General features: G+C 58.8%; 12 protein-coding genes. 9 read left to right on the plus strand and 3 right to left on the minus strand.

Annotated elements, in window-relative coordinates:
• Positions 1-163: 163 nt before the first annotated feature.
• The 7 genes from ACZ3HG_RS18135 to ACZ3HG_RS18165 all read left to right on the plus strand — a co-directional run bounded on the left by ACZ3HG_RS18135 (position 164) and on the right by ACZ3HG_RS18165 (position 7,799).
• On the plus strand, positions 164-868 hold the full coding sequence (locus tag ACZ3HG_RS18135; protein WP_465333698.1) for a DUF1120 domain-containing protein: 705 nt from the start codon (positions 164-166) through the stop codon (positions 866-868).
• Positions 869-1,124: 256 nt separating this feature from the next.
• A complete protein-coding gene (locus ACZ3HG_RS18140; protein ID WP_465333700.1) occupies positions 1,125-3,527 on the plus strand; it encodes a fimbria/pilus outer membrane usher protein in 2,403 nt (800 codons plus the stop codon).
• Between the two features lie 198 nt (positions 3,528-3,725).
• Positions 3,726-4,415, plus strand: coding sequence for a DUF1120 domain-containing protein (locus ACZ3HG_RS18145; protein WP_465333702.1), 690 nt, complete (start codon positions 3,726-3,728; stop codon positions 4,413-4,415).
• A 303-nt stretch (positions 4,416-4,718) separates the two neighbouring features.
• A complete protein-coding gene (locus tag ACZ3HG_RS18150; RefSeq protein ID WP_465333704.1) occupies positions 4,719-5,423 on the plus strand; it encodes a fimbria/pilus chaperone family protein in 705 nt (234 codons plus the stop codon).
• A 52-nt stretch (positions 5,424-5,475) separates the two neighbouring features.
• A complete protein-coding gene (locus ACZ3HG_RS18155; RefSeq protein ID WP_465333706.1) occupies positions 5,476-6,066 on the plus strand; it encodes a DUF1120 domain-containing protein in 591 nt (196 codons plus the stop codon).
• A gap of 173 nt (positions 6,067-6,239) precedes the next feature.
• Positions 6,240-6,854, plus strand: a complete 615-nt coding sequence (locus ACZ3HG_RS18160; protein ID WP_191936089.1) for a LemA family protein — start codon at positions 6,240-6,242, stop codon at positions 6,852-6,854.
• A 9-nt stretch (positions 6,855-6,863) separates the two neighbouring features.
• Positions 6,864-7,799, plus strand: coding sequence for a TPM domain-containing protein (locus ACZ3HG_RS18165; protein ID WP_465333708.1), 936 nt, complete (start codon positions 6,864-6,866; stop codon positions 7,797-7,799).
• Between the two features lie 19 nt (positions 7,800-7,818).
• On the opposite strand, the gene ACZ3HG_RS18170 is transcribed toward ACZ3HG_RS18165, so the two are convergent.
• Entirely contained in the window at positions 7,819-8,322 is a 504-nt protein-coding gene (locus ACZ3HG_RS18170; protein ID WP_062745518.1) for a M48 metallopeptidase family protein, read from the minus strand.
• A gap of 82 nt (positions 8,323-8,404) precedes the next feature.
• On the opposite strand from ACZ3HG_RS18170, the gene rlmG reads away from it, so the two are divergent.
• Positions 8,405-9,532 (plus strand): 23S rRNA (guanine(1835)-N(2))-methyltransferase RlmG, encoded by a 1,128-nt coding sequence (gene rlmG / locus ACZ3HG_RS18175; protein ID WP_191934279.1) that lies wholly within the window; start codon positions 8,405-8,407, stop codon positions 9,530-9,532.
• Positions 9,533-9,586: 54 nt separating this feature from the next.
• Here the strand turns inward: rlmG and ACZ3HG_RS18180 are convergent, their stop codons facing one another.
• Positions 9,587-10,300, minus strand: a complete 714-nt coding sequence (locus ACZ3HG_RS18180) for a purine nucleoside phosphorylase YfiH/LACC1 family protein (RefSeq protein ID WP_191936090.1) — start codon at positions 10,298-10,300, stop codon at positions 9,587-9,589.
• A 174-nt stretch (positions 10,301-10,474) separates the two neighbouring features.
• On the opposite strand from ACZ3HG_RS18180, the gene ACZ3HG_RS18185 reads away from it, so the two are divergent.
• The gene (locus ACZ3HG_RS18185) at positions 10,475-11,002 is read left to right on the plus strand and encodes a YagU family protein (RefSeq protein WP_191934277.1); all 528 of its coding nucleotides are present in this window, start codon (positions 10,475-10,477) and stop codon (positions 11,000-11,002) included.
• Positions 11,003-11,006: 4 nt separating this feature from the next.
• On the opposite strand, the gene ACZ3HG_RS18190 is transcribed toward ACZ3HG_RS18185, so the two are convergent.
• A complete protein-coding gene (locus ACZ3HG_RS18190) occupies positions 11,007-13,004 on the minus strand; it encodes an oxidoreductase (protein WP_465333711.1) in 1,998 nt (665 codons plus the stop codon).
• Positions 13,005-13,014 lie beyond the last annotated feature (10 nt).

A 13,014-nucleotide genomic window follows, 5' to 3' on the forward strand; every position in this document is an offset into this window, starting at 1 on the left:
ATCCAAACGACTCCGCTCTCATTCTTAAGCTTTCATCATCCTGCGACAATGATTTCACTGAGCAGCGAGACAGAATTTGCCGGAAGGGTTAACACCAGCGGCAGAGATTCCTCCTCGACTGACCGTCAGCGTGAACTTTAACTTAACTTTTGGAATACCTGTCATGATGAAGAAAACTGTTGTTGCCCTGGCCCTGCTGGCTACCACCTCTACTGCTTTTGCTGCGGACAGCGTTGATGTGCGCGTTATCGGCACTATCGTTCCTGCGGCCTGTACCCCGGCCCTGACCGGTGGCGGCGTGGTGGATTACGGCACCATTAAAGCCGACACCATCAGCGCCACGGATTACACCGTGCTGCCAGAGAAACAGATTGCCTTCTCAATCACCTGTGATGCACCGGCAAAAGTGGGGCTGACCGTGGCCAATGGCCGTGCGGGCTCATTAGCTGGCGCGGTTGAATCCGCCTACAGCGCAGGCACTGCACCTGTTCAGCTGTTTGGTTTGGACTATGTCGCTGCTGCGGGTCTGGGGATGGAAGGTGCGGCGAAAATTGGTGGTTACGGCGTGCGTATTGACAGTTCGACTGTAACCGCAGACGGCGCGGCAGTGGATAGTCTGCGTGCTGATACCAATGCGCAAAATACTGCCATCAACTGGACCAAAGATGCTTACGCAGGCATCGTTTACTCACCGGCCAACCAGCGCATGACCTCCTGGGCAGCTCCTGGCACCAGTACGCCAGTAGCCTTCACCGCGCTGTCCGGCCAGCTGGGCGTGCAGGCTTATATCAACAAGGGTTCTGAGCTGGATCTGAGCAAGCCAGTTCACCTCGATGGCCTGACCACCATCACCCTGTACTACATGTAATCGATTGCCGTATGGCTGAACAGCCGTCCCTTGCGGGGCGGCTTTTTTTTTGGGGCCACCCGTAGTCCACGGCCTACAGATCTTCATCCCTGGCCTTCATCAGTCAGCCCCCCCTCTCATTCAGAACATTCCGTAGTCCTGTCAGACTTATTTCATCGAGCAGCGAAAGGACATCTGCCATTGCTGGCTAAAACCTGAACAACAGATTCAGGCTTAACCCTTTAATTTAATTGCACTTACACGTCGAGTAAAAATAATGAAACTGTCACATTCACTGCCTAAGCGCGCGCTGTTCCGCTTTTCACTTATCAGCCTGCTGGTGCTGAGTCATCTCGGCGCGCTGCCACCGCTGATGGCGGCAGAAGAGACGCAGTTCGACCTGGAAGCCCTGAAATCACGCGGCATTGACCCACGTATCGCGGAAACCTTCAAAAAGGCCGCACGATTTAACACCGGGGAAACTACCGTAGCGCTGACAGTGAATGGAAAGGGCCGCGGCAAGGTGAAAGTGCAGTTCGACGCGCAGGGGCAGCTGTGTGCGGATGGGACATTTATGCGGGCGGCAGGGCTGAATGTTCCGGGCAATACCGCCGATTGCTATGATCTCAGCGCGCTATGGCCGCAGACCGAACTGCAGCTCAGCCCGGAAGATGAAAGCATCACGCTGGTGGTCCCGGCAGAAGCCATCAACATGGACGAAAGCGAGAACACCCAGTGGAGCCACGGCGGTGTGGCCGGGCTGCTCAACTACGATGCTCAGTATCTGACCTCTTCCGGGGGCAGCAGCAACCTGAGTTTTTACCAGATCAACAGTGAGGCGGGTTTCAACGCCGGTGACTGGATCTTCCGCAGTCGCCAGACGCTGACGCATTTCAACAACACCGACACGCTGCAACACCAGAATGCCTACGCGCAGCGCACCTTTAAAGATGCAAAGCGCGTGTTACAGGTCGGGCAGATTGGGCTGGGCAACTCGATGTTTGGTGCCGGTCAGGTGCTGGGCTTCCAGATGTTCCCGGAGCAGGCATTGCAGGGCGGCGGACGCGGTATTGGCCTGGTGGAAGGGATTGCCGACAGTCAGTCGGTCGTTGAAGTCCGCCAGTCCGGCGTGCTGGTACACAGCACCACCGTGCCTGCCGGTCCGTTCTCGCTGCAAAACTTTCAGCTGCTGAATACCCGCAGCGATCTGGACGTGACGGTGACCGGCACCGGCGGTGAAAAACGTCAGTTTACCGTTCTGGCGGCGGCCTTCCTGCTGAACGGTAACCGTATTGCACCGGGCTTCTCTTTCGGGGCCGGGCAGCTGGACCAGCAGGGCAGCGGGCAGTCCCCGCTGCTGGCGACGGCGGCTAAGGGCTGGCAGCTGACGCCGGGCTGGATGCTAAACAGCGGGGTGCTGGCTTCGGCTCCCTATCAGGCGGGTGCGCTGGGGACGGATGTTCAGCCGTTTAACGACACGCTGCTTAATGTACAGATGACGGCGGCCAGGGACAGTGAGCACGGTAATCAGGGCGTGTCGCTGGCCGCCAGCCTGAGCCATAACCTGACCGAACGTCTGAGTACCAGCCTTAACGTATCCCGACAGAGCAGCGGCTACCGCGAACTGAGCGATGCCGTGGCGCGTGACCCGGAAGATGCGAATCGCAGCAGCAGCCAGTACGGCGTCGGCCTGGGCTGGTCCGGGGAGAGCGTCGGCAGTTTTAACCTTTCTTACTCGCAGGCACAGACTTTCGGCAGCGGCAATATCAGCTATGTGCGCGGCGGCTGGAGTAAAGCCTTTGGCCGCACCTATGTCGGAGCCAGCCTGGAGCGCAGCAGCGGGGGCTATAACGGTTCGGAAGATCGCTTTTACCTCACCCTGAGCGTGCCGCTGGGCGACCGCAGCATCAGCAGCTGGGTCAACGGCAGCAAAAACGGCAACCGTGCCGGAGTGCGCTACAGCGAGCGCCTGAGTCAGGATCGTAACTACAGTATTTCCAGCGAACATGACAGCGGCAGCAAGCGGACTTCGACCACCGGCAACTTCGATATGGTGACGCCGGTCAGTCAGCTGAGTGCCGGTATCAGCCGCGACAGTGACGGCTACACCAGCTGGTCAGGTCGCGCCAGCGGTGCCGCGGTCGTCCACAATCACGGCGTCACGCTGTCACCGTATAAAGTGGGTGATACCTTCGGCATTGCCAAAATTGGTGAAGAGAAGGGCGTGCGCGTCGAAACGCCAGCCGGGCCAACCTGGACTGACGGACGCGGCTACGCGGTGATCCCGCGCGTCGCCAGCTACAGCAAATCGTCGGTGCAGGTTGACACGCGCAGCCTGGGTAAAAACGTCGATATCAGCAACGCCCTCTATGAAACTGAAGCGGCACGCGGCTCCGTCAGCTACATCGACTTCGGCGTGGTACGCAACCGCCGCGTGCTGATCGACGTGAAGGACGCCCAGGGTAAGCCCCTGCCGCAGGGAGCCAGCGTGTTTGCCGCCGATAACAGCTTTGTCTCCGTGGTGGCCGATAAGAGCACGGTATTTATTAACGATGCCGCCGACGGCCAGCAATTCAGCGTCGAACGCCAGGGGCAGAACGACTGCCGCTTTACGCTGAAGCTGCCGGAAAAAGCCGTTAACCCAGGCCTGTATGAGGATGCCAGCGCGGTTTGTCGTTAAAGGCGTGTAGTCCCCGCCTGACAAAATCAGGGGGGAAGCCTGCACGGGTCCGCAGCGGTTCCGATATCGCCGTACGCGGCACTGGATAATAATTTCACTCAAGGTAGCGTCAGCCCTGAACGGGACTCGCGCCAGAAAATACACCACCTCCTTTTGATGGCGTCGGTGGTCAATCATGCACTATGGAAATCTCTGACAATGAAAAAATCTCTGCTCGCATTGCTGCTTACTGCCTCTACCTGTTCTGCTTTTGCGGCTGACAGCGTAGACGTAAAAGTTATCGGTACTATCGTCCCGGCGGCCTGTATCCCGACCCTGCCAGGCGGAGCTGTGGTTGACTACGGCACGATTAAAGCCGACACCATCAGCAAAACGGCCTACACCGTGCTGCCGGAAAAAATGGTCGACTTCACCATCCAGTGTGACGCACCGGCGAAGGTTGCGATCCATGCGATTAACGGGCGAAAAGGTTCGCTGGCAGGGGCGACTGAAAACCAGGAAGGTGGGGCGGTTGCGCCCGTGACGCTGTTCGGCACGGCCGGTACGGTGGCAGTCGGTCTGGGGATGCAGGGTGCCAGCAAAATTGGCGGTTACGGCATTCGCATTATCAGTGCCACCGCGACTGCGGATGGTGCACCGGTCAGCACACTGACCAAAGCTATCACCGGTGCAAGCTGGGTAAACTCGGCTTCAGGCGGCGTGCTGTATGACTCCACCTGGAGCCGTCTGGTGACCTGGGGTGCCGTCGGCAGCAAAACGCCGCTGGCGTTCACCGTCTTCTCCGGGCAGCTTTCCGTGCAGGCCTATATCAATAAAGGCTCGGCGTTGGATCTGACGCAGCCGGTACACCTTGACGGGTTAAGCACGCTGGAAATGTATTACCTGTAATTTCCCACCCGCAGCGTTGCCATAGCGCCCGAATTCGGGCGTTTGTTTATTCTCTGCCCTGAAACACACTCTGCGTAGTCCTGCGCCTACAGATCTTCATCCCAGGCCTTCATGCCTGCGCCGCCACTCTCATATTTGCCCGCCTCACAACCTGTCAAACTCTCTTCATCGGCACAGGGAGTTCCGAAAGGGAATACGAACTGACAGCACGGATGCTGTCACCTCCGACACGGAGGAAAAGCCGGGCGAAAAGACCCAGGCACCCGCAACCTTAATTGATTCACTCACACGTCGAGAACTGATATGAAACTGAATAAAACTTCTTCTTTACTGGCCGCAGGGGCGCTCTCTCTGTCCCTTTTCTCATCGCTGGCGCTGGCCACCGGTATGATCCCGGAAACCTCTGTGGTTATCGTGGAAGAGTCCGATGGCGAAGGGGCCATCAACGTAAAAAACAGCGATGGCTTCCCGGTATTGCTGGTGACCTCGCTGGAAAATATTAAAGAAGACAGTGAGTCCCTGCTGACCATCACGCCGCCCGCCGCCCGTGTCGAATCCGGGAAATCCCAGCGTGTGCGCTTTATCCTGACCAGCAAAACGCCGCTGAAAACCGAGCGCCTGAAGCGCGTGATTTTTGAAGGTGTACCGCCGAAAGAGAAAGGTAAGAACGAAGTGCGTATGACGGTACGACAGAACCTGCCGGTGCTGATCCGCCCGGCCGGGCTGGCAAAAAATGAAGCGCCGTGGAAGCTGCTGAAGTGGTCCTCTCAGGGCGGCAAGCTGGTGGTCACTAACCCGTCGCCGTACGTGGTTCGAATGGGCTCCAGCGTACAGACGCTGCCGGACAACAGCCAGTGGGCGATGGCGAACAGCTATGTCCTGCCGGGCCAGACTATTACGCTGAGCAATGATAAGAACAAATCTGTCAGCGGCAGCAAACAGGTCCGCATTTCACCGGCCACCACCTGGGGCTTTACGGTTCAGAGCTACGACGCCGCTTTGAATTAATCCTTCCCCTGTCGCTGCCGCCGGAGTTATCCGGCGGCAGCAGGATACCGCGATGAAAAAAATCACCCTGTTACTAATGTTACTGCACGCTGCCGCAACCCAGGCTGCTCTCCCGTCTCTGCCCGGCAGCACTGATGCCCTTCCGCCAGCGATTCCAACCGACAGCCGATGTGCCGTGAGTGCCAGCGGTAACCAGGCCGATTTTGGTGCGCTGTCGCGCTGGCAATTACAGCCTGCCGCAGAAGGCGGCGATCGTCTCTCCCTCGGCAAGCGCATCGTCAACGTCAGCGTAACCTGTCCCTTTTCCCGGACGATGACGCTGAGGGTCAGCGGCGACAGCACCCTCAACGGCGGTTTCCGTTATGGTCAGACCGGTGAGCTGCGGGTAGTGGTGAAGGAGGCCCGGCTCGATGGCCAGCCGGTGCAGCTAAAAATGCAGCCCGCTGGCCGCGCTGAACAGCCGGGCGAACTGGCCCTGAAAGCGAATGCAACGCTGAATGCGGTTAGCCAGGGGGGCGCAGCAATAAAAGGCAAAAGCCTGATGCTACAGCTGGAAACGGAACCGGTGCTGCGCGAAACCGATGCCCGCGTGGCGCAAAGACAGAATCTTGAAAGTGGATTTACAATAAACCTGTCCGATTGAAGCACTTGAACTGTGTTATCGAGCGCGATAACCGACCCTTCCCCGCGACGTGCGGGGTTTTTTTTCTCTTTTTTTCTAGCCGCGCCTCCGCGTTGCGTTGGGATAATACTTTGGCTGGCACCGGGGATCGGTATAATAGCGTCTCGCAAACTCACTGTTTTTAGGACGAAATAATGCCATTCCCTGCGCGTTTTCGCTGGCTGCTACTGCTGCCGGTGATGTTCTGGCTTTCCGGCTGCGACTATAACCAGATCCAACAGCGCGACGAAGCCGTCTCTGCTGAATGGTCCGAGGTGCTGAACCAGTACCAGCGCCGTGCCGATCTGATCCCCAATCTGGTCTCGACCGCAAAGGCGAGTGCCAGCCATGAAGCCGAAGTCTTTAAAAGCATTGCGGATGCCCGCGCCAAAATCGGCAGCCTGACCCAGGTGCAAAATGCCCCGGACGATGCGCAGGCGATGCAGGCGTTCCAGCAGTCACAGTCGGAGCTGAGCAGTGCCATGTCCCGCCTGCTGGTGATCAGCGAACGCTACCCCGATTTGAAGGCCGACAAAATGTTCAGCACGCTGATGGTGCAGCTGGAAGGCACCGAAAACCGGATTACCGTGGCGCGTCAGCGCTATGTGCGCGCGGTGCAGGACTACAATCTGCTGATCCGCCAGTTCCCCGGTTCGCTGACCGCCAAAGTGATGGGCTATCAGCGCAAAGAGAACTTCCAGCCGGAGAATGTAAAGCAGATCTCAACGGCACCTCTGGTCGATTTCTCAAAGCCTGCCAGCGCGAAATAAGGGACAGCCATGCGATATCTCACCCTGATCCTGCTGTTCTGTCTGCCCTTCACCAGTATGGCCGCAACGGTCGCTGTACCGACGTTACAGCAGCGTGTGACGGATAATGCGGGGGTACTGAGTCCCCGAGAGGTGGAGCAGATAAATCGCCAGATTGTGACGCTGGAAAAAAAAACCGGCCATCAGCTGGCAGTACTGGCGGTGGATACCACCGGGGATGACAGTATTGAGCAGTACGCTACCCGGGTGTTTGACGCCTGGAAACTGGGAGATAAGGCCCGCGATGACGGCCTGCTGCTGGTCATGGCAAAGACCGATCGTACCGTGCGAATTGAGGTCGGTTACGGGCTGGAGGGTGATTTTACCGACGTGCAGGCCAGCCAGGTGATTAATGGCAGCATTATTCCGCGCTTCAGGGAGGGGGACTATGGTCAGGGGCTGGTGGCCGGCGTTCAGGCCATCTCCCGTCAGCTTGGCGTGCCGGTGGAGGGGGATGCGCCTGCCGTCGCGCCGCGCCCGGTTGCTGCGCCGGTGCCGTCATCATCCGGTGACGCCATTTCGCTCTCTGCGGGCAGCATTGGTCTCTGGCTGCTGGGCATGATTGTTCTGCCCTTCTTCTTCCTGCGTCGTAATTCCCTGCTCAGGGGGCTGCTGGTCAGCGCGATAGTCACCGGCGTTTCCCTGGTCAACACGCTGCTAAACGACGGCATCGCGGGCGTCAGCGGTGATAATGTCGGCCTGCTGTTTGGCGGTAGCCTAATGATGCAGATGCTGATTTCCTCACTGATCGGCACGCTAACCGGGGGGGGCGGGGGGAGTCGCGATCGTTCTGACGACCGCGACGACGATCGTTCTTCGCGTGACGATGATTCAGACAGCAGCAGCGGCGGATTTAGCGGCGGCGGCGGTCGCAGCGGTGGTGGTGGCGCATCGGGTAAATGGTAAAACGCCGGCGCCTGGCGGTTTAGCCTTCACGTCCTTCCAGCGCCTGTGCCGTCAGCCACAGGCGCGTATCAAACTCCAGCTGGTGGTACTGCGGCTCCATATGGCAGCACAGCTGATAAAACGCCTTGTTGTGATCTTTTTCTTTAATATGCGCCAGCTCATGTACCACGATCATCCGCAGGAAGGCTTCCGGGGCATTTTTAAAAATGGTCGCCACGCGGATCTCCGCTTTTGCCTTCAGCTTGCCGCCCTGCACGCGTGAAATGGCCGTATGTAATCCCAGCGCATGCTTCATCACCTTAATCTTGCTGTCGTAGAGAACTTTGTTCAGCGGCGGTGCGTTACGCAGCGACTGATTTTTTAAATCCAGCGCGTAGTCATACAGCGCTTTGTCGCTGGTAATGCTGTGGGAGGACGGATAACGCTTATTGATCACCTCCGTCAGACGCTGCTGTTCAATCAGCGTGCGCACCTGTGACAGCAGCGATTCGGGGTAACCTTGCAGATAAATAAGCGACGACATACTGACTCCGGTAAAGAAAAACGTTTACTGTGCGCCCGTTTTAGGGGATAAAACGCGGGAATTTTACCACTAAGGTGATCCCATGAGCCAACTCGAACTAAGCAACCGCATGCTGACGCTGCATCGTTTTCCCCAAATGCGCGAAGAAAGCCCGTTGCAGGCCTGGGATGCGGCCGACGAATATCTGTTGCAGCATCTGGGCGATGCCCCGGTCAGCGGCGTGACGCTGATCTTTAACGACACCTTCGGTGCGCTGGCCTGTGCGCTGGCCGGTGAGGGCGTATACAGCATCAGTGACTCCTGGCTGAACCAGCAGGCGACGCGCCAGAACCTGGCGCTGAACCATCTGGATGAAGGGGACGTGCAGCTGCTCGACAGTCTGAGCCCGTTACCCGCCGCCCCGGCCCGCGTTCTGATTAAGGTGCCAAAAACCCTCGCGCTGCTGGAATACCAGCTGCGTGCGCTGCGCGACGTTGTGACCCCGGAAACCCAGATTGTGGCCGCCGGAAAAGCGAAAGATATCCATACCTCCACGCTGCAGCTGTTTGAAAAAATTCTCGGTGCCACTACCACCTCGCTGGCGCGTAAAAAGGCCCGACTGATTTACTGCACCTTCAGCGCGCCCGAGCTGAAAGCGGACGACGTGATTGCCCGCTGGCAGCTGGACGGCACGCCGTACCAGATCCACAACCATGCTAACGTCTTTTCGCGTGGTGGGCTGGATGTGGGGGCGCGCTTCTTCTTACAGCACCTGCCCTCCGATCTGGAAGGTGAGATTGTCGACCTGGGCTGTGGCAATGGCGTGATTGGCCTGATGGCGCTGCAGCAGAACCCGCTGTCGCAGGTCCATTTTGTCGATGAGTCGTATATGGCAGTGGCGTCCAGCCGGATGAATATTGAAGTGAACTGCCCGCAGGACAGGGAACGCAGCACGTTCCACGTCAATAATTCGCTGGCAGGTTATCCGTCAGACCGTCTGCACGCGGTGCTGTGCAATCCGCCCTTCCACCAGCAGAGCGCGGTGACCGACCATATTGCCTGGCAGATGCTGCGCGATGCGCGCCGCTGCCTGCAGGATGGCGGCGAGCTGCGGATTGTCGGTAACCGTCACCTCGACAACTACCATAAGATGAAGAAGCTGTTTGGCAACTGCACCACCGTGGCGAGCAATCAGAAGTTTGTGGTGTTACGTTCGGTAAAAATGCCGTAACCCGCCGGGCCCCCGGTGCTCTTACCGGGGGAAAAACACACCTCGTTCCTGACGTTATCGCTTCGCAATCCACGAAAATCGCTGCTGATAGCCCTGCTGAAAGTGGCTGTTGCGGCGGTAACTCGCCTGCTCCTCAGCCATACAGTAGGTACACACCTGCGATAGCTCAATCTGGCTTTCCGGCACCCCGGCGCGTAGCGCAATGCGTTTTGCCAGCAGTGGCAGATCAAACCAGATGCCACCGGTGGTTCCCTGCGCCTGCGGGCGCACGGCCGACGGGTTACGAAAGGGAGTGGCAGACCATGACATCAGCTCTGCCAGGTGATGCGGGTCATCCTGCTGTGCCCGGGCGATCACATCCTGACCGAGCTCATAGCAGCACGGGCCGATAGCCGGGCCGATGGCTATAAACAGGCTGTCCGGCGTGGCTCCGCGTACACACAGCTGCGCGATGGCGTTACCCATCACCCCGCTCAGTATGCCTTTTAATCCCCCGTGTACCGCTGCCACCTGTCGCTGACGCGTATCGGCAATCAGCACCGGCAGGCAGTCAGCGGTGTAGATCGCCACGGGCGTGCTGCCGGTACCTATCAGACCGTCGGCTTCCTGACTTTTCACCGGCCGGGCCTCCACATCGGAAATGACGCGGGCACTGTGGCGCTGCTGGTTATACAGCGTTGCTTCAGGGGGGCGTTCGCCTGCGGACATAAACGCGTAGTCAAGCCAGCTCAGGCGGGAGAGCAGGGCAGAATGACAGGAGTGCGGCATCGTAGGTTCCTTTTTATCTCGGAGGCGTTGCAGTGATACTACAGGTGCGATGCGACATTTTTAATGTTTTATTCAGTGCGCATTTTTCGCCATTCCTGCTGTAAACCGGGGACGGGAAACAGGGTATCCTTTGGGGACGATTGGATTAAATCACTGTCAATGGAAGGACATCCTATGAACACCCTGGCCGTTAGCCATCCTGCACCACAACGTCACGTTGCTGCAGCACTTTTCTCCGGTTTTATGGGGGGGAATGTCGCCAGTTTTGTAAAATGGGGAACCGAAAATCCCTTCCCGCCGCGAACCCCTGACCGGGCCATTCCTCCGGCTGAGATGCTCAGTGACTTTGGCTTTACTGTGAATAATATGGTTTATCACTATTCCGGCCACCTCGTAAACTGGGGGGTGGCGGGTGTGCATCACCTGTTTTCCCTCTTTTTTGCCATGTTCTACTGCTGGCTGGCAGAGATTTTCCCGAAAATAACGCTGTGGCAGGGCGTGGGCTTTGCGCTGGCTATCACCGTCATTTTCCATGGGATTGTGCTGCCCGTGGGGGGATGGGCACCCCCGATCTGGCACTTGCCGGTGGAAGAGATTTTTTCCGAAACCCTCGGGCATATCCTGTGGATGTGGACGATAGAGGTTTTCCGTCGTGAACTGCGCCGCCGCTGCGTGCAAACCAGCGGGGCAGTCACAGGATAATGCTTTAAATCGCCAGCGCCAGCAGCGTCCCCTGCTTAATGGCGCGACGGGCATCCAGCTCTTTCGCCACGTCGGCACCGCCGATAATGTGGGCAGTAATCCCCCGGGCGGCCAGCGCGTCGGCCAGGGATCGCTCCGGCTCTTGTCCGGCACAGATCACCACATTATCCACGCGCAGTGTCTGCGGTTCACCGTCGCGCAGGATATGCAGACCCTCATCGTCAATCCGCAGGTATTCTACGTTGCCCCACATCTGCACGCCGTGCATCTGCAGGCTGGCGCGGTGGATCCATCCGGTGGTTTTCGCCAGCCCGGCACCGGGTTTACCCGGCTTGCGCTGGAGCAACCACACCTGACGTACGGCATGCGGTCTTTCCGGCGGTAACAGCCCGCCAGGCTGGGAGAGCGTGCGGTCAATGCCCCATTCCCGGCAGAATGCACTGATATCCTGCCCGCCCGCCACCAGATATTCAGCCGTATCAAAACCGATGCCGCCCGCGCCAATAATCGCCACATGCTGCCCGACGGGTTTCCGGTCGCGAATGACATCGAGATAACTCAGCACGGAAGGGTGGTCGATACCCGGTATGGGCGGCACACGCGGCACGATGCCGGTAGCCAGTATCACCTCATCAAATGCGGCGACATCATCCGGTGTTGCGCGATGATTCAGCCGTAGCGTCACCCGGTGCAGCGCCAGCTGACGGCGGAAGTAGCGCAGCGTTTCACTGAACTCTTCTTTACCGGGGATCTGCCGGGCGATAGTGAACTGGCCGCCGGTTTCCGGCAGTGCATCAAACAGCGTCACCCGGTGGCCGCGCTGTGCGGCGTTGACCGCAAACGCCAGCCCGGCAGGGCCGGCTCCGACCACCGCCAGCGATTTGCTCTGCACGGCAGGCGTCATGACCATCACTGTTTCATGGCAGGCGCGGGGATTCACCAGACAGGAGGTGAGCTTACCCACGAAGATCTGATCGAGGCAGGCCTGATTGCAGGCGATGCAGGTGTTGATCTCATCGCTGCGCCCCTGCCGGGCTTTCAGCACAAATTCAGCGTCGGCCAGAAAAGGGCGGGCCATGGACACCATATCGGCGCAGCCTTCATCCAGCACGCGCTGGGCGACGTCAGGATGGTTAATACGGTTAGTGGCGATCAGCGGGATCGTGACGTGCTGCCGGAGCGCCTGCGTTACCCAGGCGAAGGCGGCACGCGGAACGGCGGTGGCGATGGTGGGAATACGCGCCTCATGCCAGCCGATGCCGGTGTTAATCAGCGTTGCCCCCGCCTGCTCAACCGCCTGCGCCAGCCGGACGGTCTGCTCAAGCGTGCTGCCCTGTTCCACCAGATCGAGCATCGACAGGCGGAAGATAATAATAAACTCCGTGCCAACGGCGGCCCGCACCGCCCTGAGAATATCCAGTGCAAACCGCTGGCGGCGGGTCTCATCGCCTCCCCACTCATCGTCACGCTGGTTGGTGTGCGCCACCAGAAACTGATTAATCAGATAGCCTTCCGACGCCATAATCTCCACGCCATCATAGCCTGCCTGCTGCGCCAGGCGCGCACAGCGCGCATAACTGGCAATCAGTTGCAGAATCTCATCATGGCTTAACGCCCGTGGGGTAAAGGGGTTAATCGGGGCCTGGAGAGCGGAAGGGGCGACCAGCGCGGGCTGATAGCTGTAGCGCCCGGCGTGCAGGATTTGCATAGCAATTTTGCCCCCCGCCTGGTGTACCGCGTCCGTCACCTGCCGATGATGAGGGATCTGCGCCTCATCATTCAGCACCGATGCTCCTGCGCTCACCACGCCCTCTGGTGAGGGGGCAATACCGCCAGTCACAATCAGCGCCACCCCGGCGCGGGCGCGCTCTGCATAGAAGGCGGCAAGCCGCGCCGGGCCATCCGGATGTTCTTCCAGCCCGGTATGCATAGATCCCATCAGAAAACGGTTTTTAAGCTGGGTGAATCCCAGGTCCAGCGGGGAGAACAGTGACACGCTCATCGTCAGCGAT

The sequence above is a fragment of the Erwinia sp. PME.40.26/001 genome, from assembly GCF_055556675.1.